Here is a 26,182-nt window from a genome sequence, read left to right as displayed (position 1 = left end):
AATAATTAACAAATCCAAAATTTGCACAGAGGGGGATATCCAACCTTGTTCAGGGTTACACACACCCCGCCTGAGGCCATTTCCAGCCCGATCCGCACCAGAACCGCCATTTCCGCTCTCTGATACTTCAGCGAGTCGTTTTCCGCCTCACCATTAGACCCACCAGCAACCACACAGCACGCCCGCAAACGAGCCCACCAGCACCCGCAGTCGTCAGCCCCTAAACATGGTCTGCGTTCTTTTGCGTTCTTTTGCGTTTTTCGCCGTTATTTCGGTGTGAGCTGCGTTGCTATGTGGCCCGGCCCGCCAATCCAGCACCTCCCCGGCACCAAACCAACACCATCACCACCCAGCATCAACGCCGCCTCAACCCCAAACCACTGCTCAGGCACAAGGCGAAGGCATCCCCCCGCTATCCCCGCGCGGCAAGGCAGCGGCAAACACCGCTTATCCCCGCAACGCCAGGTCCGGCGCTCAGCCAGCACCGCAACACCACCAAAAGCAACCGCAATCTGAAATCACCGATCCGGCAGGTCCACCGTCAGCGTCTCACCGCCATACCCATGAACGCTGTCTCTGGCGCGAATGACAACGCGGTCCATCCCCGCCGGAACCTGCACCCCGCTCAGCGAGCGTGTAAACGGCTGCTCATTCACATGCGGATGGGCCAGCGTGCGCACCGCCAGCACTTTGCCATCTTCAGAAAGCACTTCCCACGCATCGGCGTAGTGATCCCACCCTTCATCCCCATGGCGCACGGTGACATCAAACCGATAGGTCCCGTCAGACTGCGGCGTCACCTTTGCGGCCACCACACTGGCATCGCCCGCCACAGCTTGAGTGGCCAGCATCGCGACAAAAACACCTGAGAGTAAAGCACGCATCAAAATCTCCATCTGTTCAGCATCTCCCAAAGCCGACCCCGGCCAGAACGACGCCTACCAAAAATGAAACCGGCCCAGCAGAACAGCAGGCCGCTTATAAGTGAAGGTGAGGCTATCGCCCCCCTGCCACACTGCAAGCCACGAAACTTCAAAAAGTCTTGAGCGCCGCCGCACCCGGCAAGCCCATAATCAGTCATGTATATAGATGGGTGAGCGCGGCACGCAGAGGAACACCACCAGATTGGCAAGCACGCCAATCACCAGTCCGGGCAGATCAAATGGCGAGTTCAGCCCGCTCTGCCAAACCACAGTGGCCACAACACCGGTGAGCGCCCCGGCCAGAAACGCCGTCGTCCCACGCGAATGCCATAGATCGCCGCAACCAGCGGAACCAGCACAATCGGCGCCCAATAATTGTAGGCGTAAATCAGAATATCCAGAATGCTCTCTATAGAGACAGCAAACACAATAGAAAGCAGCCCCACAACCAGCGTCACCAGCTTGGCGACAAACAGCAGGTTCTCTTCGCGCATCTCTTTGCGCTGCAAAGGCCGCCAAACATCATTCACAAACGCAATACTGGCCGAGTTGAGATAAGAGTCGGCAGAGGACATCACAATCGCAATCACACCGGAAAACACCAGACCCTTCAGCACCGGCGGCATAACACTCACAATCACGAATGACATGGCATTGTTGGGGTTCAGATCCGGGTCCAGCGCCAGCGCCACCAACCCAATGGCCCCGGTGATCGCGAAAAACAGAAAAGAGAACAGCCCGGAATAAAGCGTGCCCCGCGCCGCAGCACTCGCCGTCTTCCCCGCCAGCAACCGCTGCATATAAGGCGGCACAAGCGTCTCCCCAAACATGAAGACAAGAATGAGCCCGATCAGCCCCATCCAGCCAAAGTCCGGCCCGGGCAGAGAAAGATGGTCTGGCGGCACCGCCGCAAACAGCGCATCAACACCGCCTATCTGATAGATACCAAAGCCTAGAACCAGCGGCATCCCAATCGCCAGAATAACAAACTGCACCACATCGGTGTAAACCACCGCCCGCATACCGCCCAGTGTCGTATAAAGAATAACGATACCGCAGCCGATACCGATCCCCCAGAACCGATCCAGCCCAAAAAACACATTGAAGATGACGCCAATCGCGCCAACCTGCGCGCCCACGATGCCGCAACACAGCATCAAACCGCAGACGCCCGTGGTTATTCTGGCCAGCTTGCCATAGGCCTGGCCCATAACATCGCCAACCGAAACCGCATCGGGGAAAGCCTTCATCTTGGGCGCAATCAGCGTGGCAACCGCAATCTCTTTGCAGCTGAAGCCCCACAGCGCCACAATGTTGGCAACACCATAAAGAAACACTTTTTCTGCATTGCCGGTAGAAAAGCCCCCGCCAATAAAAGAGGCAGACATGGTGGCGAAGATAACAAGAGACCCAAACTCCCGCCCCGCCGTCGCATAATCCTTCAGCCCCCGCTGTATCCGGCCACCCCAAAGCCCCACCACAAGTATGCCAACCAAATAGCCAGCCACGATAATCATATCGATCATCAGCAGGGGTTCCTTTTAGACAACAACAAACGCAAACGCGCCGTACCTCTAACAGGAAGACATTACATGAGAGTGAGACAGACCATTAAAAGGCGGGGTTTGGGGAGGCAATTAACTGAGTAACAGGTAGAACTGAACTTAGAAAATATTAAGAGCTTCTAAGCTGTACGCTTTTGACTCACATTCTCAATGAGGTAGTCTACAAACGTAATTACAACTTTAAGGAGATTTTCAGTGACGGAAGCATCAGAAGGTGTGGCGCCTGATTTCTGGGAACAGGCAGGCGACTTACTAGACCGCAAAGAAGATGCAAATTTTCTGGAGAACTACCTGCTACATACCTCCGCTCTGAAAACCTATCACGATAAGTCTTATGTGCTTAACATTAATGCTCGTTGGGGACACGGAAAGAGCTTCTTTCTTAAAAATTTCGCAAAACAGTTGCGCCGAAGGAAACATCTTGTCGTCGAGGTTAATGCTTGGGAAGACGATTACTTAGAAGACCCTCTCCTAACCGTACTTTCCGCTATCAACAAGACATTCAAGCAGAACATTTCGCAAAGTGAAAAAGCGAAAACTGCCCTGAAGTCATCTTTGGCAACTGGCGGAAGGCTTGCGGGAACTTTCGTCAAAAGGCTAGCAGTTCACCAAGGACGACGACACTTTGGTTCCGCTATTGACGCATTCTTCGAAGAGGAAGCCGACACTGAAGGAAAGCAAATACCGCAAGAAGAGCAAAGCGGATTGGAACAAGATACCAAGGAGGTTCTTAAAGAGAGATTCGAAAAACTTGCGAACGCAATCCTATCTGACTACGAGCAGGAAAAAGATGTAATCTCAGAGTTCAAACAAAGTATCTCGGACATTTTGAACAAAGGGCACCTCAAGAAAGGCACCCAAGCACCAGTCTTCATCTTTATCGATGAACTTGATAGATGCCGCCCGCTTTATGCAATTGAGATGCTCGAGCGAATTAAGCACTTATTTGATATACCTAACTTCATCTTCGTACTAGCAACTGATACAGAGCAGCTATCCTGTTCAGTCAAAGCCATTTATGGAAATGAGTTTGACGCAGATAGATATCTTCGTCGTTTTTTCGAACGAACTTATTCCTTCGCAAAACCGCCAATCAGCAAGTTCGTAAGATCTCAAATCAACTCGCGTTCAATTGACCTAAGCCGCTGCCAATTATTTGGAGTTCCGACGACCACAGAAGATGAAGCTTTAGAAGCTAAGATATCTTTTCTATCTAAATGCTTTGAACATTGGCATTGTGAACCAAGAGATATTGAGCAATGCCTAGATTTACTCGATGCATTTATAGCAGGTTGGCAATATCACCAAAAAAACTTACCAATACAGCTGTACGTATTAGTACCCATGATGATCCAATACCATTCAGAGAGAAAACTTATTTCTTTGAAAGACTTAGCTAAGAACAACTTAGAAGATGAACGACTAAGAAGTTTAGAGCCAAGAAAGCAAGGCCAAAATCTGATAATAAATGGCGAATTTAGCGAGACTTCAGGTGGGTATAGTAAGATTAAGCCTTCTGACGCTTCGATTGGGACAATCCTAAGTTTGTTTAGCACAGCCGGTGAAGATATCTGGTCTGCCAATGACGGAGCACCCAAGGTAGCATGGCAAGGAGCGATTGCACGCGTCTACTCCCAAGAGTTACAGATACTTTACGGTGGAGTAAGACAAGGTCGCGCTCAAATGCCATCAGTTATCCTTGAGTATCCCGATCTCATCGCTCAAGCGGGCCGTTTATCTAGAGATGTCACTCCGCAGACATAAGTACCTCAACTCCAGAGGTGTCGCGTGCTTTGAGTTAGCTTAGTTACTTTTACTAAAACAGATAACTGGTAAGCAGCAGTCTGGATCGCATGTTGTTGCAAGCGTTTTTATGTGGCTATCAAGCCATTCCAGAAATAATTTTTTTCGTCCAAACCTCCTGGACAAAGGTTATCCCAGCTCACGCAGCGACCGGGGCCGGCTCCACATCATACTTGTTCGGCCCCTTGGTCCCCGCAGCAAAACCGGCGTTCAGCATGCCAAAGATAGCCAATAAAACAATCAGAATAGTGACAATAAGTGGGGCTTCATACTCTGGGTTTTGATTGAAAAAGCGGAGGTAGGTTGTGGGAATGAAGAAGTAAGGAATATACCACCAGCCAGACTTGCCAATATCGTGCAAGCGCCTGACCAACAAAGAGAGCTGGATGTAGTAGAAGGCTGCAAACAAAAGAGCCACGAGCGAAAACTTAACAGTGTCAGAACCAATTTCGAGCGGATGGACCACATACAAAAGAGTAGACAAAAGCAAACCAGTCCATGACAAACTCAGCAACCAGAACTTCGCTCTGCCCAACCTGCCTTTAAACCCAAGATAAAGCATCCCACCACCGCATTGCTCATGTGCGTTTGAGTTGACATCGCAACTCTAGAGTTCCCCAACCCATCGCACTATTCCAAAATATCGAGCGCGCAGATAGCAAACCTGCTCCCCACACAACACCGATCGCAAGTGGTAAAACCCAACCGCCAGCAACTGCTGTGAAGCGCCAGTACTCTAAGCCCAACACTGAGAATTACACCCGCGACGTCAGCTCATCCCTCAGTTGTATTACTGTCAAATATATCACATAAGATGTAGGGTAGAGGCATTCAGGGGACAGGAGCGGGGCTGGTGAGTGAGGTCATTCAGGGAGAAACTATTTCTCGTCTTCCGAGGAACTCATTTTCTCTGGAGTCCATCAGACAAAAAGACAGGTTCGCTGTCTGGCGGGAAAGTCTAGCCTGCCTGTGCGAGGCAGAGCTCCACAGCGGCGATGATCAGCTCGACTTCTTCGGCGAAGTCAAATCCGTCCTGTTCGGCTCCATCATGCTTTCACAAGTCACCGCACAGGCCCACATCGCCAACCGCACCAACGCTGCGATGGCCAAAGACGGCGTGGATCACTACCTGCTGATGGTTCATGATGAAGGCGAGGCCGAGTTCTACGCTGGCGACAGAAGCGTCACACTGGGCAAGGGCGACACCATCTTTCTGGATTTCTCGCAGGAAGGCGGCTCTTTCTCACGCAGCTACAGCAACCGCTCCATCCTCATCGCCCGCGAACAGCTCGCCCCTCTGCTGCAAGGCCCGGACGACTGCAATCTGAAAACCCTGCCCGCAGCCCATCCGCTGAACCAGATCCTGCGCGAGCACATCTCATCCATCAGCGCCCAAAGCAACAAACTGGATATGCAGCAAGCGCAGCAAGTGGTGCCCGCAACCATGGGCCTGATCGCCGCCTGCCTGAACGGCGTCCCCCATGACAGCGAGGCTGGCCGCGATGGCGTCAATCTGGCCCTGATGACCAGAGCCCGCCGTATCATAGAAGCCAACCTCACCAACCCCAACCTCTCGCCAGACCTTCTCACCGGCGCCGTCAACGTCTCGCGCAGCAAACTCTACGAGCTGTTTCTGCCCTACGGCGGTGTCAGCAAATACATCCGCGACAGACGCATGAAGGCCGTACTGCGCGCCTTGATGGACCCGCGCAACACCCACAGAGCAACCTATCAGGTGGCTTTGGATTTCGGCTTTACCAATGAGAGCAGCTTCAGCCGCATGTTCAAACACAACTTCGGCTTCTCCCCCCGCGACGTCCGCGCCCGCCTGGACGACATCACCACCGCCGCACGCGCGCAGAGCCAGCAGGGCCGGCAATACGAAGACTGGATCCTGAACCTGAGCTGATCAGTAAAACGGCAGGAACACCGGAATGAGCAAAGTCGCAATCGCCAGTGCCATGATCTGCAACGGCACCCCAATCACCACGTAATCCTTAAACCGATAGTTCCCCGGCCCCATAACCAGCGTGTTGATCGGCGAGGCCACCGGCGTACAGAACGCCGTGGACGCCGCAATCGCCACACTCATCAAAAACGGCTCTGGCTGCACCCCCATGATCGAGGCCACCTCAAACGCAACCGGCGCAATCAACACCGCCGTCGCCGTGTTCGACGTAAACTGGCTGAAAACAGAGGTCAGCAAAAACAGCGAACATCAGCATGATATACGGAGAGCTGTCCCCATAAAGCGCGATGATCTGATCCACGATCAACAGCAGCCCACCCGTCTTCTCCAGCGCCGTCGCCATCGGGATCATCCCCGCAATCAGCACCAAACTGGGCCAGTTTATGGAAGAGTACGCCCGATTGACGGACACGCAGCCCGCACACACCATGGCAGTCGCCGCCAGAACCACCGCCGTCACACTTGGCACCACGCGGAAGATAATCAGCACAAGCATCAGCATCAAAATACCCAGCGCAACCGGCGCCAATCGGCGGCGCGGCAGATAGTTCTTGATCTCTTCAGGAAACGCCAGCAGCAAAAAGTTCTCACGCGCCGTTTGCAGCTTGCCGATGTTTTCCCAGTCCCCAACCACAAGCAACTGGTCTCCAAACTTCAGCTCGATATTCCCGAAGTTCCCATGCAGCGCCTCTCCTTTGCGGATAAGCCCCACAACACTCAGGCTGTGGTTGGTCCGGAACCCCGCACCGCTGATCTTGCGGCCAATCAGTTTGGAATCCGGCGCCACAATCAAGTCAGCCATGCCCAGCTCACGAGCGGAAAGGTGATGCCCCTCCTCTCCCATCGGCAACAGCTCCAGCCCGATGCAGGCAAACACATCTGCACTGATCGGTTCCTGCATCACACCAAACACAATATCACCGGCCTTGAAGGCCCGGTTTGTCTGCGTGGAGGTCACCTTCAGCCGCTTGGTCGTGGAGGAGGTATATTCCAGCCCGAACAGCGTCAGCCCAATCCGGCGGCGCAGCTTCGCGCTCACAACAGTCTGGCCAACCAGCTCAGATTCCTCGTTCACCCGCAGGCGAACGATCTTATCTTCAATATCATAGGCTTCCAGGAAACCCTGCAGTGTCCGCCGCCCCTGCTCCGTCGCGCCCTGAGGCCGTTGCTGACCGCGCAAGAACAGCCGCCCATACACCAGCATATAGACCACGGCCACAATCAGGATCACCAACCCGATCGGCGTGAAGATGAAGAAGTTGAACGGCTCCATCCCGGCATTTTGCAGCTGCGCATTGGCAATCAAGTTGGGCGGGGTACCAATCAGGGTCAGCATCCCGCCAATCAACGCGCCATAAGCCAGCGGCATCAGCAATCGGGAGGGAGAAAGGTTGGAGCGGCTCGCAAGCCGGATCGCCACGGGAATGAAGATCGCCCCTGCCCCGGTCACGCTCATGACAGAAGCAAGCGCCGCAACCGTCAGCATCAGCAGCACGATCAGCTTCCATTCCTGATCGCCAGCAACCTGCACAATCTTGTCGCCAACCGCGTAAGAGATACCCGTCTGCGCCAGCGCTTCCCCCACGATGAACAGCCCGGCAATCAGAATGACCACCGTCGACCCAAATCCTGAGAGCATCTCAGAAGGTGTTAGAATACCAGAAAGCCCAAGGGCCAGCATGACCATGATCGCAACAAGATCCAACCTCAGCTTGTCGGTGACAAACAAAATGACAGCTGCAAAAAGTACGAAGAAGGTGAAGAGCATTTCCCAAGACATAGTCTTAGCGTCCTTCAAGAAGTAAATCAGTGTGGTCTACTGGCAATTGTCATGCGATGTATAAGAGGCATACGCGACAATTCCTAATAAGACAGGAAGCCTTACAAAGCCTCGCTTAGTTTATCGTGAGATATAAGTAAACGTTTTGCTGCCAAACCGCGTATTTGTGACTGTGGATATATTATAGGGCATTCCACCTATACTTTATTCAATTTTGCTAAAGAGCCAGAAACGCGCTTGGTAAGCTGCCAGCCTGACCGAAACAGCCGCAAATTTGGCGGAAATTGAATGTTTCACACATCAGCCAGATACCCTAGTGTAGTGACCATACGGCGTCTTGCTCCAGACGCCAGACATCCACACTGGGGAATGTCATGTCATCACTGCTCTCATTCGCTCCGGAATTATGGCTGGCAAATGGACCAGTCATCACAGCTGCTCTCGGCTTTCAGTATTCAACCCGCATGGCGGTCATCCGCTTGCAAGGTGGAGAGCTCTTCATCTGGTCTCCCATCGCTTTGACGGAAGATCTGAAAGGCGAGATTGATGCCCTTGGCCCTGTTCGCCACATCATCGCCCCCAACCACCTGCACGACAGTTTCCTCACGGAATGGGCGCAGGCGTATCCAGAAGCCAAACTCCATGCAGCTCCCAGCCTGGCAGAAAAGCGGCCAGATCTCTCTTTTGCTTCAACGTTAAGCGATGAAGCCCCGGCAGATTGGCAGGATGAGATTGAACAGTGCGTGGTTGGCGGCAACTCCATCACCACTGAGGTGGTGTTCTTTCACAAAGCCAGCGGAACCACTCTGTTCACAGACCTTCTGCAGCAGTTTCCAAAAGGATGGTTCAAAGGCTGGCGCGCCCTCATCGCGCGGCTGGACTTGATGACAGAACCACCCCAAGCGTCCCCCGCAAGTTCCGTGTTGCCTTTCGGGACAAAGCGACCGCCCGCGAAGCACTCAAGAAAGTGCTCAACTGGCCTTCAAAAGCTGTCGTGATCGCCCATGGCAATCCGGTAACTTCAGATGGCGCCGCCTATCTAAACCGCGCATTCCGCTGGTTGAAGGTCAGCTAGATTACTCAGAGCTGATCCGCAGACGGTTTAAAGCCAAGGAAGCGCCAGAAACCGTCAGGCCTTCATAACCGGAGACTTCTGTGTCTGGCTGCATCTCTTCTTGCATCGCTGAGACATGCTGGATTTCCAGCACTGTGTAGGGACGCTGATAGGTCCAGTAGCGGTTCTCAACGGCAGTGAAGTTAGCGTTGGGAGGCTGCTCAGAAGTGAAGGCGTAGAAGTAGAGCGTAAAGCCGTAGGGCTCGACGGGCTGAACGGAAAGCGGTGTCATGCCTGCGTTGAGGAGGTCTGGTTCAACTGCGGCGATATCCGCACAGCGCAAGGTCACCAGTGAGATGTGCGGGCCACCGCCCAGCAAGGTCTGATCATGCTCTTCCTCAGGACGCTCACCTTGGAAGTGATGATCAATCAGCTCAATAGTGAACCCTTCCGGGTCGGTGAACTTGGCAAGGTATCCTACATCCCGAAACTGCTGTGGCTCTGTCACCGGCACGCCGTGTGCCCGCAACTGGGCGCAAGCCAGCTCGATGTTGGGCACTGAGATTGCAATCTTCCAGTAAAGATCGGTGGGCTGAGGGCGATACGCTCCGCCCACCTCTTCAAACCGGAGCGCTACTTGCTCCGGCGTATAGCCAATACGCCCATCACCCTGATCAGACATGCCCAGAACATCGCAGTAAAACCGCTTCAGCGCTGCCGCATCACGAACACGCAAACGAAGAGTATCGAGCTTTGCCATGGGAAGTGTCCTTGTTTCAGGGTGTTGGGCTTCTGTCACTTATTGCGCGATTTCGAAGTGGTCCTCACGCAGAAGCGCACGGCCATCCGGCTGCAGAACCCAATGCTCATTGGTGATGATGCCATGGGCATTGTTCATCTTCCAGTTTGCTGCAACACGCGCAGACGTCTGGTCCAGAACAGTGGTGACGGTATCGCTGTAAACCACATCATCAAAGCCCTTGGAGATGATATCGGTCCAGAACGCTTCAATCTGGGCACGGCCTTTAAAGGTGCCAAATGGCTTCACCACCATCACAGCATCTTCTTCATAAAGAGCAGCAGCAGCTTTTGCGTCGCCAGCGTTGAACGCATCACGCCAGGCACGGCTTGCAGTGGCGACAGCAGTGCTGAGCTTGTATTCCCCTTCTGCCAGTTTACCAGCTTCATCAGCCAGAGCCTGTCCGCTCAATCCAACTGCGACGGTTGCAGCAAGAGCGATAGATTTAAGGAAGGTCATCACGTGGTCTCCATGTAGATGCGATGTTGATGAGCTTCTTTTGGTTCATTTTCATTATTCGAAAAACAGGCTATTCTGGAAATCACTATTCACATTTGGAGAACAGTAATGCTCTCGGCCCTTCCGCTTTCATTCGTCACCGTTGTCGAAACCGGCTCCATCACCCGGGCATCGGAGGAGCTGAACATCGCCAAGTCGGCAGTCAGCCAGAACCTGAAGCGACTGGAAGAGCAGCTTGATGTGAAACTTGCCATCCGCACCACACGCCATCTGTCACTGACACCAGCGGGAGAGCGATACTATCAGCGCTGCAAGGAAATTCTGGCTCTCTCCCAACAAGCGGAAACGGAGATGGAAAGCTTTGGCGCCACACCATCCGGCCCGCTCACCATCACAGCCCCGCACGCGCTTATCGCACCAGTTGTTGCACCCGCACTTGCCAGCGTGACGCAAAAATTCCCAGCACTACAGCCTTCCGTGATTGCGGAGGACAAACGGTTAAACCTGATCTCAGAAGGCATCGATGTTGCCATCAGCGTAGGACAGTTGCCCGACAGCACCCTTCAGGCCCGCCGCATTGGCACGCTGCACGATATCCTGTGCGCTGCACCGGATCTGCTGGCGAAAGCACCCAAAGCAGACACCCCTGCTTATTGGGAGTGGGTCCAGTCTCTGCCCTACATCGCCCATACAAGAGAGCCCGCAGTGGTAAAGCATAAGCTGCCAACCCAACAGAACAGCAAACCTGTTGACCTCAGCTTCCGCTCCACGGTCAAGGCCAACACCATTGAGGCCATCGCAGCTTTTGCCCGTAATGGCCTCGGCATCGCACTGCTGCCGGATATCGGCATCGCGCAGGATCTCAAGTCCGGCAGCCTGATGCCACTTGCAGGACTGGCAGATCCCGCACCAACCCCAATCTACGCAGTACACACCTACGACAACCTACCCCCAAAGTCCGTGCAGGAAACCATCAGCGCAGTTCAACAGGCACTCACAAACGCCTTGCACTAAGCCCTAGGACAACACCTCTAAAACCGAAGAACCAACATACATTGGTTCAAACATCCGTGAGCTATGCTGATCAGCACAATTGCGTAGCTCACCTCCCCCTATTGTTTTCGCAGGAACAACGCCGTGGACGGCGGCAATCAATGCTCCTGAGCAAACACCCTCAGGAAAACACAGGGCGGAAACAATGGTCAGTCACAACGAAGTCTCAAAGCTCATCACGGAAGTCAGCGATCTGCTCGTGGACGCATCTACCTTTGCAGATCCAAACCGCGACAGCTGGCTCTTCCAGTTCACAACGGGTCTGGATGTGATCGCCACTCTCGAAGAAGACAGACACGCTCTTGCCATCAGCTCGGAGCTCGCTCCTCTTCCAGAAGCTGATCCAGCCGAGCTGCTGGCGTATCTTCTCAAGGTCAATCAGTCATGGGCTGGTACAGGCAGCCTGCGCTTTGCCATGCTGGCAGACACAGACAAAACTCTCACCCTGCTCTGGGACATCCCGGTCAATGGACTGGACCGCCGTGATCTCTTCACAGCCCTCACCGAGTTCGCCCAACGCGCACAAGGCTGGAGCGAGCTTCTGAAGTCCGGCCAGATCACCATGCAGGACCTGCCAACAGAACTGCCTGAAAACTCCCTGAAAGTCTGATCCCCACATACACAGAGAGCTCCCCATGACCATCACAGACACCACATCCACAGCACCAGTCATCACGCCAGCCAGCATTCCTTCTCAGGCAGAGACGACAGGTACCCAGGCATCCTCCACCACCAATCCGGCTTTGCAGGCACACCAGCAAAAGTCTGCTGAAACCCAGAGCGCGGTGAAAGACCAGCTCGCGACCACGCAGGGCAACTCCGGTGCGGACAAGGCTCTGTATGACCTCATCTGCGTGGGCCGCGGAACATCCGCCGCCGCTTACCTCACCAGCCTCAAGCGCTGTGATTGCTCCATCGTGGCCGACAGCGCCAACCAGCAAAACGTGCTGGTCGTGGGCAAGGATGATCCATGGGCAGGTGCGCGCGGTTACGAAAAAGGCCACTACACCCAGTGCATCAACCAGGCACAGCAGCTGGTAAACCCGGGCGATGATCCAATCGCCTCCTCCTGTCTTGATCCGGTAGATCGCAAAGCATGGTCCGAGCTCAACGCCCAGCGCATCAATCAGGTGTCCGGCGGCAATATCCTTGATGCGGAAGTGCGCCAGATCAGCCGCGACAGCGAAACTGGCCTTTACAAAGTCAAGACTGACGCAAACAGCGAGCCGCTTCTGGCTAAAAAGGTCGTCCTCGCAACAGGTGCTGGCATTGAGCGCTCCGACTACGAGTACCACCACGTGCCGCAGGAAGTCTCTGACTTCAGAAAATCAGGCCACCCGAATGCAGCCAACTGTCTGGATCTGGACCAGTTCCAGCGTTTTGAGGCTGGCACCCGTGACCTGACCGGAAAAGTCGTCGCCGTCATGGGGCCGAACGCAGGCACAGATGCCATCATGGAGCTGGCAACCCGCGGTGTAGATAAAGAAAACATCTTCTGGATGATGAAGCCAAGCCAGAAGCCAGGCGTCGCCCTGACATGGGATGTGCGTTCCGTTGGCATCGACTCCACCTTCACCGCACCGGAAGCTGGCAAGGACCGCTCAGATGGTGGCACCGTGTTCCGCTATCAGAACATCAACAGTGTCTCCGCAGGTGAAAACCGCCCACTGACCATCAACACCGATGGCGGTAACTTCGAGGCCGACTTCCTCGTCTACGCCGTCGGTCAGCGCGGCGGTGGCACCAGCAGAGCGGAAGTAGTCGATGGGGCGGCCAAGCAAGTGCCTATTCTGGAAAAAGAACTGGCCTCCCAGCTGCAGCCAGTCTACGACGTCAACCAGCGCTTCAGTGACCTCTCCTCCGGCGGTGCATGGCAGCACGTGGTTGGTCTGGAAGTCGCTGGCACCACCAAAACAGAAGGTCTGGAAGTGGTGGGAGCAGCCGCCATGCAGTCCAGCCGCGGCGTGCAGCACAACTACCTCGATGCCGACTTCACTCAGCAGCTGAGCAACACTCTGGAAAGCACCCCTCAGTTCCGCGAGCTGGCAACCCAGCATTTCCCGGCCCTGCTGGACAATAAACCTTTCGAGCAACTGCTGAAGCCAAACTCCGGCCTGCAACAACCGGGCGACTATGACAGCCAGAAGGCCGCCTTGCTGTCCGCACTCAAAGCCAATGACGCCAACCAGTCCTTAAGCGACGTCAACGAGCTGCTGCACACCTTCGACCTGCGCACCAAGGCAGCAAACGATCTGACAGCTGGTGCAAAGCCGGTCCGCGTGTCTGAACTGTTGGCACAGGGCCTGAGCCGCACACAGCCAGCAACCGTGGCGGATCCGCGTCTGATCGGCGGTGCCCAGCTGAACATTGCAGCGCAGACCGAGAGCTTCAAACCACAGCAGATCACCACACCGGGCGGTATCAACTTCAACGAAGACCAGCAGACCATCGCGCTCTACGTTGCACAGAACTATCCCGACATCCCGGCAGACAAGGCCAACGAGTTCGTCGCCCAGGTGATCGCCCAGCGCACCGATGGCAATCACCTGCGTGGCTTCACTCCGGAAGAACGTGCAGACTTCGAAGCCCAGCTGCAGGCCCTCTCAACCTGACCTGATTATGGATCAACTTCGGACAACCAACCGAAGTTGATCCAACCGCTGCCTGCCTCATAGAGCACCACGCAGTCAGCCCAGCTCTCAATCAAGCCAGAATACTCAATAGCGCCTACCCGCTACTGAGCTGATTTATTGTGCATTTTTCAGGAGGGAACCTAAATGCCAGTAACATCCGCAACATCGACACCGCAGGTGCCGGAAAGCCTTCATCCAACCACAACAACGCCAGCAGCTGCAAAGGCAGATGCCAAGCTTCCTTCTTATAGCGAAAGGCATCTCAACAACCTTGGCATCAACGTCAAGTTCAACACTGACCTTGCAAATCAAAAATCAGAAAACGCATTAAAGGCGGTCTCGATACACCGTGTGGTCAACAACGAAGTCGCTGTTACAACGAATGCGCTTCACAACATTGTACCGCCCGGCAGCGATGTGGTTATCACGCGCAGCGCACCCCATATTTCTCCGGCCTCTCCCTCCCAAACCACCGAGGGAACCCATCGCAGTGTAGCGAAATCCGATGTCCCATTGTCCAGCATCCCTCAGAGTGCATATTCTGTCATCGAGGGAACCTGGCATGATGCCCATACAATTAACATTGTAGCCCCCGGCAATGTCTTCGGTGCATCAGGCTGTCTTTCCTGCTCGGAGGTTCTATTGGAAATTCCGATGGTTACGGAGCTATCACCGGCATTTGAGGATGTGACCCGCGCATTCGGCGTAAAAGTGTTCGGTGAAGGTGAGACCGTCATGGTCAAGTTCGACAAATGTGATCTGAACGTCGTCGAATACAAAATCACGCCCGCAAACCATGAATACTCCTTGCAGGAGGCCAATGGTTTCTTCGTAGAAAGACATGAGTTCCCTCATATCTTTATGCCGTCTTCAGATCAGGACGAGATCATCATTACTGTCGGCAAGCAGGTCGCAGAAAACCAGTTCGCCATGGCAAACATCAAAGTCCCAGAGGGCAAAGCCATAATGCTGCCAGGGGACACCATTCACACGGACAGCCTGTCACGAGGCAACATCGTCATCATGCTCACGGAATGTGTGGGTGCAGATACTGTCTTAATGCATGACAAAGACAGTCAGCCGATCACCCTGCGAGTGGACAGCTCAGAACGCATCGGCCTCGCCGAGTGGCACGTCTAGCCGCCCAAAAACAAAAGCGCAGCCTTCCACTGCAAGAGGCTGCGCTCGCAATGCTAATCGGTCTTATGCGATGTATTTGCATACTTTTCGAGATAGGTGGAGAGCCCTCCTAAAAGGACCATTGGCAAAAACGTGAAAATGGTACACCAACCTAGGCCCCAGGAAAAGTAATAGGTGAACATTGGCACCTCAATGTACCCCTTACGATTACCTAGAAAGTATCGACCTTCAAGCACGCCGCCGTTAATTGCATCGCCACCAAGGTAGTGTGTCACAGCAAGAAAAAACAAGAAACTCGGTACTGCAACAAGGCTTAAACCGACTGCAACAAGCTCAACAAACTCAGCAACCCTCTGTTTCAATCTACCAGCTCCCCACTCGCTCACAGCAAGATAGCAGCGGGCATGCCGCATTGCTATCTCACAAGTGGTCAATCACTCAGCTGTAACTGCCCTTATCCGGAAAGTGTTTCACACCATCAGCGGCCAGTTGGAAGCCCGTCATATAGGGGTCGCGGTCGTCGAGGAAGAGGGTGTTGTAACCGGTCTTGCGGGCCCAGCCTTCGATGGTTGGGATGATACCGTCATGTCCGCCCACGTTTGCCGATTCCTTCACACCGCCAACGAACACAGAGCCGATGATGGATTCATGGCGCATGGTATCGCCAACCTTCAGCTCACCCTTGGCGTAGAGGTGTGCAAGGCGGGCAGAAGTACCAGTGCCACACGGGCTGCGGTCCAGTGCCTTGTCGCCATAAAACACCGCATTGCGCCGATCAGCAGCATCAGAGGTCGGTTTGCCCGTCCACTGAATGTGGCTAATACCGTGAATGCGCTCGTCCTCTGCATGGGTCACAGAGTACTTCTCATTCAACGCAGCACGCAGTCGCGGGCTCCAGTCGAGTAATTGTGAGACACCTACATTCTCAAGACCCGGAAAGTTCTCCTGTTCCTCAACAATGGCGTAGAAGTTACCGCCATAGGCCACATCCACACTGATCTCCCCCACACCCGGCAGATCAACGGTCATGCCCGTCTCTGCCAGATAGCTCGGCACGTTGGTCAGGCGAACACTCTCAACGTATCCGTCCTTCTCAAAATACTCAGCAACCACCAAACCAGCTGGCGTATCCAGATACACCTTTCCCGGCTCGCGAGGCTCAATCAGCCCTTCTTCCAAAGCCATGGTGATGGTGCCAATGGTGCCATGCCCGCACATGGGCAAACAGCCGGATGTCTCGATAAACAGCACCGCCACATCACAGTCAGGCCGTGTCGGAGGAAAAAGCATGGAGCCGGACATCATGTCATGCCCACGCGGCTCAAACATCAGGCCGGTACGGATCCAATCATAGCGCTTAAGAAAATCCGCTCGACGCTCCAGCATATCATTGCCGCGCAAAGCCGGAGCACCACCCGCTACCAGTCGCACAGGGTTGCCGCAGGTATGCCCATCAACACAGAAAAAACTCTTGGAGACCAAGATCCCCTCCCCTCATTCCATGGCATCTCAGCAAGATGCCAACAGTCAACCGATGGAGCCCTCTAATCTCCGCGGAAGGACCAGTTTAAAATCGTTGAGCACTGTAAAGTGTGCAATCTATTTTTGGTGTTTCACCGCAAATCAGGTCACTGACCAGTTCAGCCGTAATTGCTGCCTGTGTAAGGCCATGGTGACCATGCCCAAACGCATATGTCACGCGTTCGCTGTGTTTCGAATGTCCGATAACCGGCAGAGTATCCGGCATGGAAGGCCGATGCCCCATCCAGCGGATGCCGTTGTCACGGTTCAATCCCGGCAAAAGACGAGACGCCTTTTCAGCCATCGCATCCGCACGCTTCCAGTTGGCATCCAGCTCAAGGCCGCCAAACTCAACCGCACCACCAACGCGCAAACCGTGAGAAAGCTGCGTCACCGCAAAGCCAAGCCCCGGCACCATAACCGCATTTTTCAGAGACACATTGGGATCAGAGAACGTGGTGTTATAACCGCGCTCCGTCTCAAGCGGCACCTTGTCTCCCAACTGGGCCGCCAATGTCTTGGACCACGCACCACAGGCAATCACCACATGATCGCTGAGGATCTGCTCCTCACCCTCCACATGCAGAACGATATGATCCCCTTGCGGCTGAATATGAGAGACTGAGTTCTTCAGGATCTTGCCACCGTTGCGCTCAAACGCTTCCGCAAGGCTCAGGCAAAGAGCATGTGGATCGTCCACACTCATCCATCCCGGGACTAAGGCGCCCCCAACAACGCTACCGGCAAAGTCAGGTTCAAGTTCCCGGATCTCATCTCCAGTGAGTTCCTGCACTTCAATGCCGTGTTCCCGTTGTTCCTGCCATTCGCTGCGAACGCCTTCAATCTGGCTCTGCTCGGTATAAACCTCAAGACAGCCCTGCAGGAACACATGATGCCGCGTGCCGGACGCCTGCCACAGCCGCTCCCAAGCCGGGAGTGACGCTTTGTTGATGGCCGCTTTGCCAAGAACACTGTGTTTCAGTTTGTCAGGAAAAGATGCCCGCGAGAACCGCAGCATCCATGGCAGAATTTTAAGCGCATATGCCGGGCGCACAGCCAGCGGCCCCAGTGGGTCAAGCAACCAACCGGGTATCTTCCGCCAAATTCCTTTAGAAGCCAAAGGCGCAACATCAGTCCATGCAATGCCAGCCGCGTTCCCACGGCTGGCCATTTCACCCGGACCATTGCGGTCAATCAGAGCAACCTTATGGCCTTCTTGCTGAAGGCGCAGGGCTGTTGCCAATCCAACAACCCCGGCTCCGATTACATGGATGTGTCGCATAGCTCTTTAAGCTCCGGCAGTTCCGGGCGGCATGCAATAGCATCTTCCACCACCTTGATGACGCGTGCACGCTCAGCACCGGACAATGCCAGACGCGGCGCACGGACACGGTCATTAGAACCGATCGCAACCATCTCTGCCAACTTGATATTTTGGACTAGATTGGTGGACACATCCAGATCGAGAAGCGGACGGAACCAACGGTAAATCTCAAGCGCTTCCTGATAGCGTCCAGCCTTCGTCAGCTGGTAGATCGCAACAGTTTCACGCGGGAAGGCAACAACAAGGCCAGCAACCCAGCCATCAACGCCCATCATCAGGCTCTCAAGCGCAAGGTTGTCTACGCCAGTCAGCACCTTGAAGCGGTCACCAAAACGGTTGATCACTTCAGTCGCGCGGCGAATGTCGTCGGTGGATTCTTTCATCGCAACGATGAGCGGCTCATCTGCCAGCTCAGCGAACATATCCAGAGTGACATCAACACCGTAAGCAACCGGGTTGTTGTACACCATCACCGGAATGCCACCAGCTTTGGCAACAGCTTTAATGTGAGCCACAGTCTCATGCGGTGCAGAGCGGTATGGAACGCCCGGCAGAACCATCAGGCCATTTGCACCAGCTGCGGCTGCATCTGCTGCCGCTTTTTCAGCCCGGCGAGTGGAGCTTTCACACACAGTCATGATGACGTGCTTGGAACCACATACCTTCTTGGCAATCTTGAGAATTTCGATTTTCTCTTCTGGCTCCAGCGCCATGGCTTCACCAAGAGAACCGCATACGATGATGCCATCGCAGCCCGCATCCATCTGCAGCTGGAAGCAACGCTCCATCTCTGCAAAATCAAGCTCATCGTTCTCTGTAAATTTAGTTGTGACAGCCGGGTAAACACCAGTCCACATTTTGATCATCCTCACCTGTGATATATTACAGGCAATATGACCCCCAAACCCTCAAAGGTCAATACTGTGATATATCTGAAGGCAAATAAATTCAGTGAGACAGTGGAAAAGCAATAAATTCAGCAAGTTAATAACGCTGCGGAAAGTGTGTAACCGGCAATCCGGCACCTTCCGCAGCCAATTTCACACAGACTTAGGAAGCCTGAGATCGTGTGCGGGAGACCGCATCGTGCCAACCGGAGAGTCGCTTCTCACGCTCTGCCGCTTCCATGTTTGGCTCAAAGCGGCGATCCAGATTCCACCGCTCAGAGAACTCTTCCATGGTTGGCCATACACCCGCCTTCATGCCCGCAAGCCATGCAACGCCAAGCGCAGTGGTTTCCTGAACAACAGGACGATCCACCGGACGGCCAAGAATGTCCGCAAGGAACTGCATGGTCCAGTCAGACGCAACCATGCCGCCATCAACACGAAGAACGGTGTCACCATTCAGCGGAGAGCCCATGTCTGAGGACTTGGAGTTGATCAGATCAACAGTCTGGTAGCCAACGCTTTCCAGTGCTGCCCGCGCAATTTCATCCTGACCGGTGGAACGGGTCATACCAAAAATAGCCGCGCGTGCTTCAGGATCCCAATATGGCGCGCCCAAACCAACAAACGCCGGAACCAGATAAACATGGCTTTCCGGATCTGCATTTTCAGCCATCAGCTGTGTCTGCGCTGCATTGTCGATGATCTTCAGCCCATCCCGCAGCCACTGCACAGCAGCACCCGCAATAAAGATGGAACCTTCCAGCGCATAAGTGGTCTTGCCATTCAGACGATAGGCAATCGTGGAGAGCAGACGGTTCTTGGAATAAACCAGCTCCTCGCCGGTGTTCAGCAGTGCAAAGCAACCGGTGCCATACGTGGACTTCACCATGCCCTGCTTAAAGCAAGCCTGCCCAACAGTCGCTGCCTGCTGATCGCCAGCCACACCGTAGATCGCAGCTCAGCACCCAACAGATCCGCAGTGATCGTGCCGAACTCATCCGCACAATCTTTCACGTCTGGCAGAAGGCTCATCGGAATGTTCAGCAGAGCCAGCAGCTCTTCATCCCAGCGGTTCTCACCAATATTATAAAGAAGCGTACGCGATGCGTTGGTCGCGTCAGTCACATGAGACTTCCCGCCGGTCAAACGCCAGATCAGCCAGGTATCAACGGTACCAAATGCCAGCTCACCAGCTTCAGCCCGCTCTCGCACACCTTCCACATTGTCCAAAATCCAGGCCACTTTGGTGCCCGAGAAATATGGATCAAGCAGCAGGCCAGTCTTGCGGGTAAACATTTCCTCATGACCAGCCGCTTTCAGCGTGCTGCAGAAAGCAGAGGTGCGACGGTCCTGCCAGACAATCGCGTTGTAAACCGGCTCACCGGTTTTGCGATCCCAGATCAACGTCGTCTCACGCTGGTTGGTGATGCCCACGCCGATGATCTTTTCAGCAGCAAGGCCTGCTTCAGATAGCGCTTCGCGGCATGTCTCGACAGTCGTATTCCAGAGGTCTTCAGGATCGTGCTCTACCCAACCTTCATGCGGAAAGTGCTGCGGAAACTCACGCTGCCCAACACCCACACTTTCGAAGCTGTCATTAAAAACGATCGCACGCGTTGACGTCGTCCCCTGATCAATGGAGAGCACCCACCCTGTCATATATTCCTCCCCGGAAGAGGTTTTCCCTCTTCGAAAATCCAATTTGGCGCCAGTATCTTTTCTGAGACGCCGAAACAATCTGATGATGAACCTAGAATGTCACTTACCAAAATACCAAGGTCAAAACACCAAGATAAAGGTCAGTCTTTGTGTATACCATCCCATACAAGGCGCCATGACATAAAACAGGCTCTGCCTTTCTGACAAAGCGTATTCCCGAAAAGTGGTTCCGGTTTTCGGATAAGAATACGCACAAAAAGAAAAACAGAGCCCTGTAACCTAACCCGCCATGCGGTTCGCTTCGAAGTAGCTCGCCAGATAATGCTCCAGCACGCCAGCAGCCTCTTTCGGCAGATGCAGACCCAGCTTGGAGCGCCGCCACAGAATGTCTTCCGCAGTCACAGCCCACTCCTGCTCAACCAACCAGTTCACTTCGCAGGCATAAAGGTCGCCACCAATATGCGCACCCAGCTCAGCTGTGGTCTTCGCATATCCAAGGATTCTCATGGCATCAGAGCCATAGGAGCGCACCAGACGATACGCATGGTCATGCTCAAGGAACGGATAAGCTGATTTCAGCGCAGCAACTTTGGCTCCAAAGTCACCCGGCTCAAAATCACCACCAGGCAGAACGCTGTCCTTCGTCCATGCATTCTTCTTCGCAGCTTGCGGCAGATAAACAGCCAGCTTCTCAAGCGCATGTTCCGCAAGACGGCGATAAGTGGTGATCTTGCCGCCAAACACGCTCAGCAGCGGCGCTTTGTTCTCACCTTCATCCATCTCCAGAACGTAGTCGCGTGTCGCTGCGCGCGCTTCACTTGCGCCATCGTCATAAAGCGGGCGGACACCTGAGTAGGTACGCACAACCATGTCCGGCGTCACTTCTTTAGAGAAGTACTCGCTCACAGCGCTGCACAGATAGGCAATCTCATCATCAGAGCAGGAAACACCAGCAGGATCATCCTGATAATCAACATCCGTGGTGCCAATCAGCGTGAAGTCATTCTCATAAGGGATCGCAAAGACGATACGACCATCCGCATTCTGGAAGATGAAGCTGCGATCATGCTCAAACATCTTCGGCACGATGATGTGGCTGCCCTTCACCAGACGCACATTCGCCTGACTGTTGAGCCCAATCGCACCTTTCAGAACGTTGGACACCCAAGGACCAGCCGCGTTCACCAACGCCTTCGCCTGAACCAACTCAGTCTGACCACTCACGCTATCGCGAATTTCAACTTCCCAACCGCTGTCAGTGCGGGAGGCGCGAACAACCTCAGTATTACGGCGGATCTCAGCACCACGAGCAGCAGCATCGCGTGCGTTCAGCACCACCATGCGCGCATCATCCACCCAGCAGTCGGAGTATTCAAAACCCCGCGTGAACAGAGACTTCAGCCCATCGTTAAACGGCGCACGATCAAGCGGCACCGTCTTCGTGGCTGGCAACAACTTACGTCCACCCAGATGGTCATACATGAATAGACCAAGACGTAAGAACCATGCCGGACGCAGGCCCTTGTGGTGCGGAAGAATAAAGCGCAGAGGCCAGATGATGTGCGGTGCCATGTTCAGCAGAACTTCACGTTCCTTCAGCGCTTCGCGAACCAGACGGAACTCATAGTATTCCAGATACCGCAATCCACCGTGGATCAGCTTGGTCGAGGCCGAGGAGGTCGCGCTTGCAAAGTCAGTTTTCTCCGCCAAAAAAACTGAAAGTCCGCGACCAGAGGCATCACGTGCAATACCGCAGCCGTTAATTCCGCCCCCTATGACAAATAGATCATAGCTCTTACTCATGGTTGGCCCCTCAATTCCACGGTTCTCGCCAATGAATCCGTGATAGCACGCATATTCGTTACGCCGAACCTATTCGAATATTTTCGAAAGTCAACGAAACCTATTATCATATATATGTATTAAAACGAAACTCCCACAAGCAAGAGAAAAAATCGCTCGATTGCCCGATTTCTCTCGTCAATTTGTTTAACACTGGGCAACAGAAAAAAAAGCGCGCTCGTTTCGAACACGAGCGCGCTTTTTTCATACGAAACTGAAACTAGCGGGTTTCAGGAGACTGATTCACCTAGGGTTACATCAGGTCTGACCATCTTCCTCAGAGGTGTTATCACCTTCACTCCCGCCAGCTTTGGAGCTACGTCCCTTGGCCGGAGCAGGCTTTTTCTGCTCAACCTGAGGAACCTCCTCCGGGCTGCTATCACTTGCCACATGGTAGGTAACTTGCGGGAATGGAATATCGATGCCGCGCTCATCAAACACGACCTTCAGATACTCATTATAAGCACGGCCAATCGCCCATTGGCTGCCCGGCAGTGTCTTGATACGTGCGCGGATGTTGATGGCTGAATCACCAAAGGCAGTCACACCATGCATCTCCAACTCACCAAGGATCGCAACATTGTGCGGTGTTTCCTCCAACCGGCGGAACGCTTCGTGCATGGCTTCCTTGGCCACTTCAATGTCGGTGTCATACCCAACCCCCATCACGGACACAGCATAAGCAAAGTCGCGCGTGGAGTTGGAAACGCTGGTCACAGAGGAGAACGGGATGATGTGAGAGGTACCATTCAGATCACGCAGCCTCACACTACGAATGCTCAAGCGCTCAACCGTACCACTGATGCCACCAACTTCCACGAAGTCTCCTTCGTTCATAGCGTTTTCCAGCTGAATGAAGGCGCCAGTAATCACATCCTGCACCAGCTTCTGCGAGCCGAACGATACCGCCAGACCAACAACACCAGCACCTGCGATCAATGGCGCAATCTGAATGCCGAGCTCAGACAAAGCCAGAAGCGTAAACATCACAATCATCAGGATTGAAAGTGCGTTGCTGAACAACTGGAACAACGTTTTGGTGCGGCTGGAAACAGTCTTGCCTTCCCGCTCCAGAATACGCAGGTCGATCCAGGACATGATCGTCAGCCAGAGAGCAAAGCCGATAAGAATAACAATGACCGCAGACATCACAGCGTTTGCAAAGGCAATACCATCACCGGTCCAGATCCACTGCCAGAAACTACCGACACCCCAGACCTCCAGAACACCAAAAACCACGCAGATACCAACGATCACACGCAGCACTGCACAAACGGCAGGAAGGAACGAGTTCAGCCTGTCTTCAAAAGTCGGCAGCACATGGTCCAACGCATCATGAAGATCAACACCCTTACGGATAACCCGTGTCAACAACTTCATAATGCCCAGCCCGATGAAGATAACCAGCAAGGAAATCGCGCTAGTTTGGGCAATGTAGTTGATCGCATCGAGCGGCGTACGCAACCACGCAACCATGATCGCAAACACATAAAGCAGCGCCAGCAGATGCCAGACAAAACCCAGTCCCTTAAACAGCTGAACCGAGAAGTTGGAACCTTTGAAGCTATCCGCATAAACGCGAATAGCATCCCGCACCCGCAAACGGGACCGCAGGATGATTGTCGTCAGATAGACAATACAGAGCAGCACCACTGTGACACGAACGCTGCCAGCCAACTGAGCTGAGAAGTTCACGCCCACCATTGGTACAGCCAAACGGACACCGAACCCAAGAATACCGACGATCAGGATCAGATGGCGCGCCCAGTAAACAGCTTCACTGTCGGAGAAAGGCAGCAAGCGGAAAACAGAGCGGTGCGGCGCAAACACAAAGCGGATCACAACACGCGACATCTCAATCAGGAAGAAAGCATTGATAGCGAACAGCTCAACATTGTTGATGCTCTGTACTGTCGGATCAGATGAGAAGATGTAGGCAGACAGATAGCCGACACCCGACGCAATGCCCACGAACGCAGCATCAAACACCGAGGTAATCGCCAGCAAGCCAACACGGAAGAAGATTGAATGGCGGTCCGGTCCTTTCTCATGACGGCGCATGTAAGCCGTTGAAGCACGGTGCAAAATGATCAGAACCAGATAAGCTGGCAACAGGACGCGAATGATGCTGAAGATGCCGTCCCACAGCCGCGAATGATCCACCTGCGACTGCCCATCAATCAGGTCTTCATAACCTGAAAGACCTGAGATAATAAGCGCGCCAAAATCATAGAAGCTCGTAACACCTTCCTGCACATAAGACCCGATCTGCGCGGCAATCGTTGCTTTAGCTTCCGGGTTCACCGGTGTGCCAGACGCCTCGGATCCGGAAGCACTTTTCGCTTGCTCTTCCTGCAAAATCTTGATGAGCGCTTCACGACCTTTCGGGTCTTCAAGCACCTTGATCAGAGCTTGCTTGGCCTGCTGAACATCTGCCCCTCCCTCTGCCGAAGCTGAGGAATCTTGAGCCTGCGCAACACTGGCAAAACTAAGAAAGATTGCAGCAAACGCTGCAAGAAAAAACCGGAAAAGCATAGATCACCCAGAATGGAAGCGTGCAAAAATCAAGCGAACATTACCGCTTTACAACATAAACGAGAAGATCCGGTGAAGACAAACCGACAAAATAACCCTGCGCAAACAGGGTTTTTGACAGATCAAAGCATGCAAAGGTTATTTGGCTCGCCGCCCAACCATAAATGCAGCCACAGCAGTTGAAAGCGTAGCCGCTGCATAAAACCACAGCCCTGGCAAAACCTGAGCACTGGCAAGCCCACTGGTCTTGGCAGCAAAAATCACCAGCGCCACCAACATCACATCCATCATGGACCACTTACCAAGATAACTCAGCGTCGTGAGCCATTTGCTGGAAGACCGATGCAAAGCAGAAATACCAAGAACGAGAATTTTAAGAGCAGGCAGGAAGACGGAGAACACAAACACAAGACCAGCGATGGAAACCTCACCATCCTCATAAAGCCCGCTGATCACCTGCAGCAGACTTGGCGTGTCCTGTAAAAAATAGAGACGTTCCATGCTCAATAAGGGAAGCGTAAGGCCGAGGCCAAACGAAAACGCAGCAATTGGAATTAAGAAACCAAGTAAAACAGGCATATAGGCTCCAGAAGCGTCTTCCCGAAAAATGGATAGTGCTTTGACCCGGCAACCGGATCACGGCGCAACAGCTATAGATAAACATTGGTGAAATGAAAGCAAGCACAGGGAATCGCACCGCGAGCAGGCGCAGTGCGATCAATAAAGGATATTGAAGAGGTAAGACCAGTTTGGGGTCGCAAGAGTGTCAGGTCATTCAGGTAGAATAAGCGAACTCTCAACCCCGAGGAGGATTAGCGACGAGCCATCCGCCCCGCGATGTCGTCCATTCCGTCTTGTTCAATCGCATCCATAGCAGCACGCTGACGCATCTGGTCGCGCTCATCCATCAATTCGATCTTCTTCAACTCAGAAACAGCTTCCGTCAGTTCGTCCTGTGCTTTTTCAAGCTGAGACTTCAACTCTTCTGTCGAGTGCTTCAGGTTATCCCGGCGCTGTGCAGCCGCGCGAGCGAAAGTCGGATATGCAAAATGCGTGACATCATCAATGCCAACACGCTTTTGCTCCTGAACAATCTGGTTCTCCAGATCTTCAGCCATTCGATCAAAATCACTCAACATCGTTTCAATCTGAGTCACCTGGCGGCGCTTCTCATCAACATTGAACTTCTTCAGCTTCAAAAGGCCTTCACGATTCTTCATACGCAATACTCCC

General features: G+C 53.7%; 23 protein-coding genes and 1 pseudogene. 7 read left to right on the top strand and 17 right to left on the bottom strand.

Annotated features, from left to right (window positions below):
• Window positions 1-266: 266 nt before the first annotated feature.
• The 3 genes from JCM12308_RS32200 to JCM12308_RS10120 all read right to left on the bottom strand — a co-directional run bounded on the left by JCM12308_RS32200 (window position 267) and on the right by JCM12308_RS10120 (window position 2,449).
• Entirely contained in the window at window positions 267-392 is a 126-nt protein-coding gene (locus tag JCM12308_RS32200) for a hypothetical protein (protein ID WP_280138363.1), read from the bottom strand.
• A 126-nt stretch (window positions 393-518) separates the two neighbouring features.
• Window positions 519-884, bottom strand: a complete 366-nt coding sequence (locus tag JCM12308_RS10125) for a hypothetical protein (protein WP_128647367.1) — start codon at window positions 882-884, stop codon at window positions 519-521.
• A gap of 287 nt (window positions 885-1,171) precedes the next feature.
• Window positions 1,172-2,449: a sodium:solute symporter family protein gene (locus JCM12308_RS10120; RefSeq protein ID WP_208978427.1), complete on the bottom strand. Its 1,278-nt coding sequence runs from the start codon at window positions 2,447-2,449 to the stop codon at window positions 1,172-1,174.
• A 234-nt stretch (window positions 2,450-2,683) separates the two neighbouring features.
• On the opposite strand from JCM12308_RS10120, the gene JCM12308_RS10115 reads away from it, so the two are divergent.
• Window positions 2,684-4,252, top strand: a complete 1,569-nt coding sequence (locus JCM12308_RS10115; protein WP_164845286.1) for a KAP family P-loop NTPase fold protein — start codon at window positions 2,684-2,686, stop codon at window positions 4,250-4,252.
• Between the two features lie 178 nt (window positions 4,253-4,430).
• Here the strand turns inward: JCM12308_RS10115 and JCM12308_RS10110 are convergent, their stop codons facing one another.
• On the bottom strand, window positions 4,431-4,853 hold the full coding sequence (locus tag JCM12308_RS10110) for a DUF805 domain-containing protein (protein ID WP_054783614.1): 423 nt from the start codon (window positions 4,851-4,853) through the stop codon (window positions 4,431-4,433).
• Between the two features lie 291 nt (window positions 4,854-5,144).
• Between JCM12308_RS10110 and JCM12308_RS10105 the strand changes: the two genes are divergently transcribed.
• Window positions 5,145-6,200 (top strand): helix-turn-helix domain-containing protein, encoded by a 1,056-nt coding sequence (locus JCM12308_RS10105; protein ID WP_054783613.1) that lies wholly within the window; start codon window positions 5,145-5,147, stop codon window positions 6,198-6,200.
• On the opposite strand, the gene JCM12308_RS29535 is transcribed toward JCM12308_RS10105, so the two are convergent.
• Complete coding sequence (locus JCM12308_RS29535) at window positions 6,201-6,449, bottom strand: anion permease (RefSeq protein WP_244271869.1); 249 nt, start codon at window positions 6,447-6,449, stop codon at window positions 6,201-6,203.
• Entirely contained in the window at window positions 6,424-8,040 is a 1,617-nt protein-coding gene (locus JCM12308_RS10100) for an SLC13 family permease (protein ID WP_208978425.1), read from the bottom strand. Before JCM12308_RS10100 ends, JCM12308_RS29535 begins: the two co-directional genes overlap by 26 nt.
• A 374-nt stretch (window positions 8,041-8,414) precedes the next feature.
• On the opposite strand from JCM12308_RS10100, the gene JCM12308_RS10095 reads away from it, so the two are divergent.
• Entirely contained in the window at window positions 8,415-9,038 is a 624-nt protein-coding gene (locus tag JCM12308_RS10095; RefSeq protein ID WP_306303332.1) for a DUF4336 domain-containing protein, read from the top strand.
• A 78-nt stretch (window positions 9,039-9,116) separates the two neighbouring features.
• On the opposite strand, the gene JCM12308_RS10090 is transcribed toward JCM12308_RS10095, so the two are convergent.
• Entirely contained in the window at window positions 9,117-9,854 is a 738-nt protein-coding gene (locus JCM12308_RS10090) for a VOC family protein (RefSeq protein WP_054783612.1), read from the bottom strand.
• 39 nt (window positions 9,855-9,893) lie between these two features.
• On the bottom strand, window positions 9,894-10,352 hold the full coding sequence (locus JCM12308_RS10085) for an SgcJ/EcaC family oxidoreductase (RefSeq protein ID WP_008551323.1): 459 nt from the start codon (window positions 10,350-10,352) through the stop codon (window positions 9,894-9,896).
• A gap of 108 nt (window positions 10,353-10,460) precedes the next feature.
• Between JCM12308_RS10085 and JCM12308_RS10080 the strand changes: the two genes are divergently transcribed.
• The 4 genes from JCM12308_RS10080 (at window position 10,461) to JCM12308_RS10065 (ending at window position 15,178) form a co-directional block, all read left to right on the top strand.
• Window positions 10,461-11,366, top strand: a complete 906-nt coding sequence (locus tag JCM12308_RS10080) for a LysR family transcriptional regulator (protein ID WP_054783611.1) — start codon at window positions 10,461-10,463, stop codon at window positions 11,364-11,366.
• A 184-nt stretch (window positions 11,367-11,550) separates the two neighbouring features.
• Window positions 11,551-12,015 carry a type III secretion system chaperone gene (locus tag JCM12308_RS10075; RefSeq protein ID WP_054783610.1) on the top strand — a complete coding sequence of 155 codons (465 nt, stop codon included), beginning with the start codon at window positions 11,551-11,553 and terminating at the stop codon, window positions 12,013-12,015.
• Window positions 12,016-12,040: 25 nt separating this feature from the next.
• A complete protein-coding gene (locus JCM12308_RS10070) occupies window positions 12,041-14,017 on the top strand; it encodes a hypothetical protein (RefSeq protein ID WP_054783609.1) in 1,977 nt (658 codons plus the stop codon).
• Between the two features lie 165 nt (window positions 14,018-14,182).
• Window positions 14,183-15,178, top strand: coding sequence for a hypothetical protein (locus JCM12308_RS10065; RefSeq protein ID WP_054783608.1), 996 nt, complete (start codon window positions 14,183-14,185; stop codon window positions 15,176-15,178).
• 53 nt (window positions 15,179-15,231) lie between these two features.
• On the opposite strand, the gene JCM12308_RS10060 is transcribed toward JCM12308_RS10065, so the two are convergent.
• The 9 genes and pseudogenes from JCM12308_RS10060 to fliJ form a co-directional block, all read right to left on the bottom strand.
• The gene (locus JCM12308_RS10060) at window positions 15,232-15,591 is read right to left on the bottom strand and encodes a hypothetical protein (RefSeq protein WP_054783607.1); all 360 of its coding nucleotides are present in this window, start codon (window positions 15,589-15,591) and stop codon (window positions 15,232-15,234) included.
• Window positions 15,592-15,616: 25 nt separating this feature from the next.
• Window positions 15,617-16,660, bottom strand: a complete 1,044-nt coding sequence (locus tag JCM12308_RS10055) for a 4-hydroxyproline epimerase (RefSeq protein ID WP_054783606.1) — start codon at window positions 16,658-16,660, stop codon at window positions 15,617-15,619.
• 85 nt (window positions 16,661-16,745) lie between these two features.
• The gene (locus tag JCM12308_RS10050) at window positions 16,746-17,981 is read right to left on the bottom strand and encodes an NAD(P)/FAD-dependent oxidoreductase (protein ID WP_054783605.1); all 1,236 of its coding nucleotides are present in this window, start codon (window positions 17,979-17,981) and stop codon (window positions 16,746-16,748) included.
• Entirely contained in the window at window positions 17,963-18,880 is a 918-nt protein-coding gene (locus JCM12308_RS10045; RefSeq protein ID WP_054783604.1) for a dihydrodipicolinate synthase family protein, read from the bottom strand. The genes JCM12308_RS10050 and JCM12308_RS10045 overlap by 19 nt, the downstream gene beginning before the upstream one ends.
• 193 nt (window positions 18,881-19,073) lie before the next feature.
• Window positions 19,074-20,572: pseudogene (glpK, locus tag JCM12308_RS10040) on the bottom strand (glycerol kinase GlpK).
• A 279-nt stretch (window positions 20,573-20,851) separates the two neighbouring features.
• Window positions 20,852-22,375 (bottom strand): glycerol-3-phosphate dehydrogenase, encoded by a 1,524-nt coding sequence (gene glpD, locus JCM12308_RS10035; protein WP_054783603.1) that lies wholly within the window; start codon window positions 22,373-22,375, stop codon window positions 20,852-20,854.
• Window positions 22,376-22,672: 297 nt separating this feature from the next.
• Complete coding sequence (locus tag JCM12308_RS10030) at window positions 22,673-24,949, bottom strand: mechanosensitive ion channel domain-containing protein (RefSeq protein ID WP_054783602.1); 2,277 nt, start codon at window positions 24,947-24,949, stop codon at window positions 22,673-22,675.
• Window positions 24,950-25,087: 138 nt separating this feature from the next.
• Window positions 25,088-25,528, bottom strand: a complete 441-nt coding sequence (locus JCM12308_RS10025; protein ID WP_054783601.1) for a paraquat-inducible protein A — start codon at window positions 25,526-25,528, stop codon at window positions 25,088-25,090.
• 233 nt (window positions 25,529-25,761) lie between these two features.
• Window positions 25,762-26,169, bottom strand: coding sequence for a flagellar export protein FliJ (gene fliJ / locus JCM12308_RS10020; RefSeq protein ID WP_054783600.1), 408 nt, complete (start codon window positions 26,167-26,169; stop codon window positions 25,762-25,764).
• Window positions 26,170-26,182: the final 13 nt, after the last annotated feature.

This window comes from Pseudovibrio denitrificans JCM 12308 (assembly GCF_001310815.1).
In the GTDB taxonomy this organism is placed as follows: domain Bacteria; phylum Pseudomonadota; class Alphaproteobacteria; order Rhizobiales; family Stappiaceae; genus Pseudovibrio; species Pseudovibrio denitrificans.
The sequence above is the reverse complement of the archived record's forward strand: the minus strand, read 5'-3'. Positions and strand labels throughout refer to the sequence as shown.

Coding starts and splice junctions, on each gene's coding strand:
- JCM12308_RS10050 (WP_054783605.1), bottom strand. CDS start 17,981: ATGCGACACATCCATGTAATCGGAGCCGGGGTTGTTGGATTGGCAACA.
- glpD (WP_054783603.1), bottom strand. CDS start 22,375: ATGAGTAAGAGCTATGATCTATTTGTCATAGGGGGCGGAATTAACGGC.
- JCM12308_RS10080 (WP_054783611.1), top strand. CDS start 10,461: ATGCTCTCGGCCCTTCCGCTTTCATTCGTCACCGTTGTCGAAACCGGC.
- JCM12308_RS10090 (WP_054783612.1), bottom strand. CDS start 9,854: ATGGCAAAGCTCGATACTCTTCGTTTGCGTGTTCGTGATGCGGCAGCG.
- JCM12308_RS10045 (WP_054783604.1), bottom strand. CDS start 18,880: ATGTGGACTGGTGTTTACCCGGCTGTCACAACTAAATTTACAGAGAAC.
- JCM12308_RS10085 (WP_008551323.1), bottom strand. CDS start 10,352: ATGACCTTCCTTAAATCTATCGCTCTTGCTGCAACCGTCGCAGTTGGA.
- JCM12308_RS10070 (WP_054783609.1), top strand. CDS start 12,041: ATGACCATCACAGACACCACATCCACAGCACCAGTCATCACGCCAGCC.
- JCM12308_RS10125 (WP_128647367.1), bottom strand. CDS start 884: ATGCGTGCTTTACTCTCAGGTGTTTTTGTCGCGATGCTGGCCACTCAA.
- JCM12308_RS10065 (WP_054783608.1), top strand. CDS start 14,183: ATGCCAGTAACATCCGCAACATCGACACCGCAGGTGCCGGAAAGCCTT.
- JCM12308_RS10100 (WP_208978425.1), bottom strand. CDS start 8,040: ATGTCTTGGGAAATGCTCTTCACCTTCTTCGTACTTTTTGCAGCTGTC.
- JCM12308_RS10075 (WP_054783610.1), top strand. CDS start 11,551: ATGGTCAGTCACAACGAAGTCTCAAAGCTCATCACGGAAGTCAGCGAT.
- fliJ (WP_054783600.1), bottom strand. CDS start 26,169: ATGAAGAATCGTGAAGGCCTTTTGAAGCTGAAGAAGTTCAATGTTGAT.
- JCM12308_RS10120 (WP_208978427.1), bottom strand. CDS start 2,449: ATGATCGATATGATTATCGTGGCTGGCTATTTGGTTGGCATACTTGTG.
- JCM12308_RS10095 (WP_306303332.1), top strand. CDS start 8,415: ATGTCATCACTGCTCTCATTCGCTCCGGAATTATGGCTGGCAAATGGA.
- JCM12308_RS10025 (WP_054783601.1), bottom strand. CDS start 25,528: ATGCCTGTTTTACTTGGTTTCTTAATTCCAATTGCTGCGTTTTCGTTT.
- JCM12308_RS10030 (WP_054783602.1), bottom strand. CDS start 24,949: ATGCTTTTCCGGTTTTTTCTTGCAGCGTTTGCTGCAATCTTTCTTAGT.
- JCM12308_RS10110 (WP_054783614.1), bottom strand. CDS start 4,853: ATGCTTTATCTTGGGTTTAAAGGCAGGTTGGGCAGAGCGAAGTTCTGG.
- JCM12308_RS10060 (WP_054783607.1), bottom strand. CDS start 15,591: ATGCGGCATGCCCGCTGCTATCTTGCTGTGAGCGAGTGGGGAGCTGGT.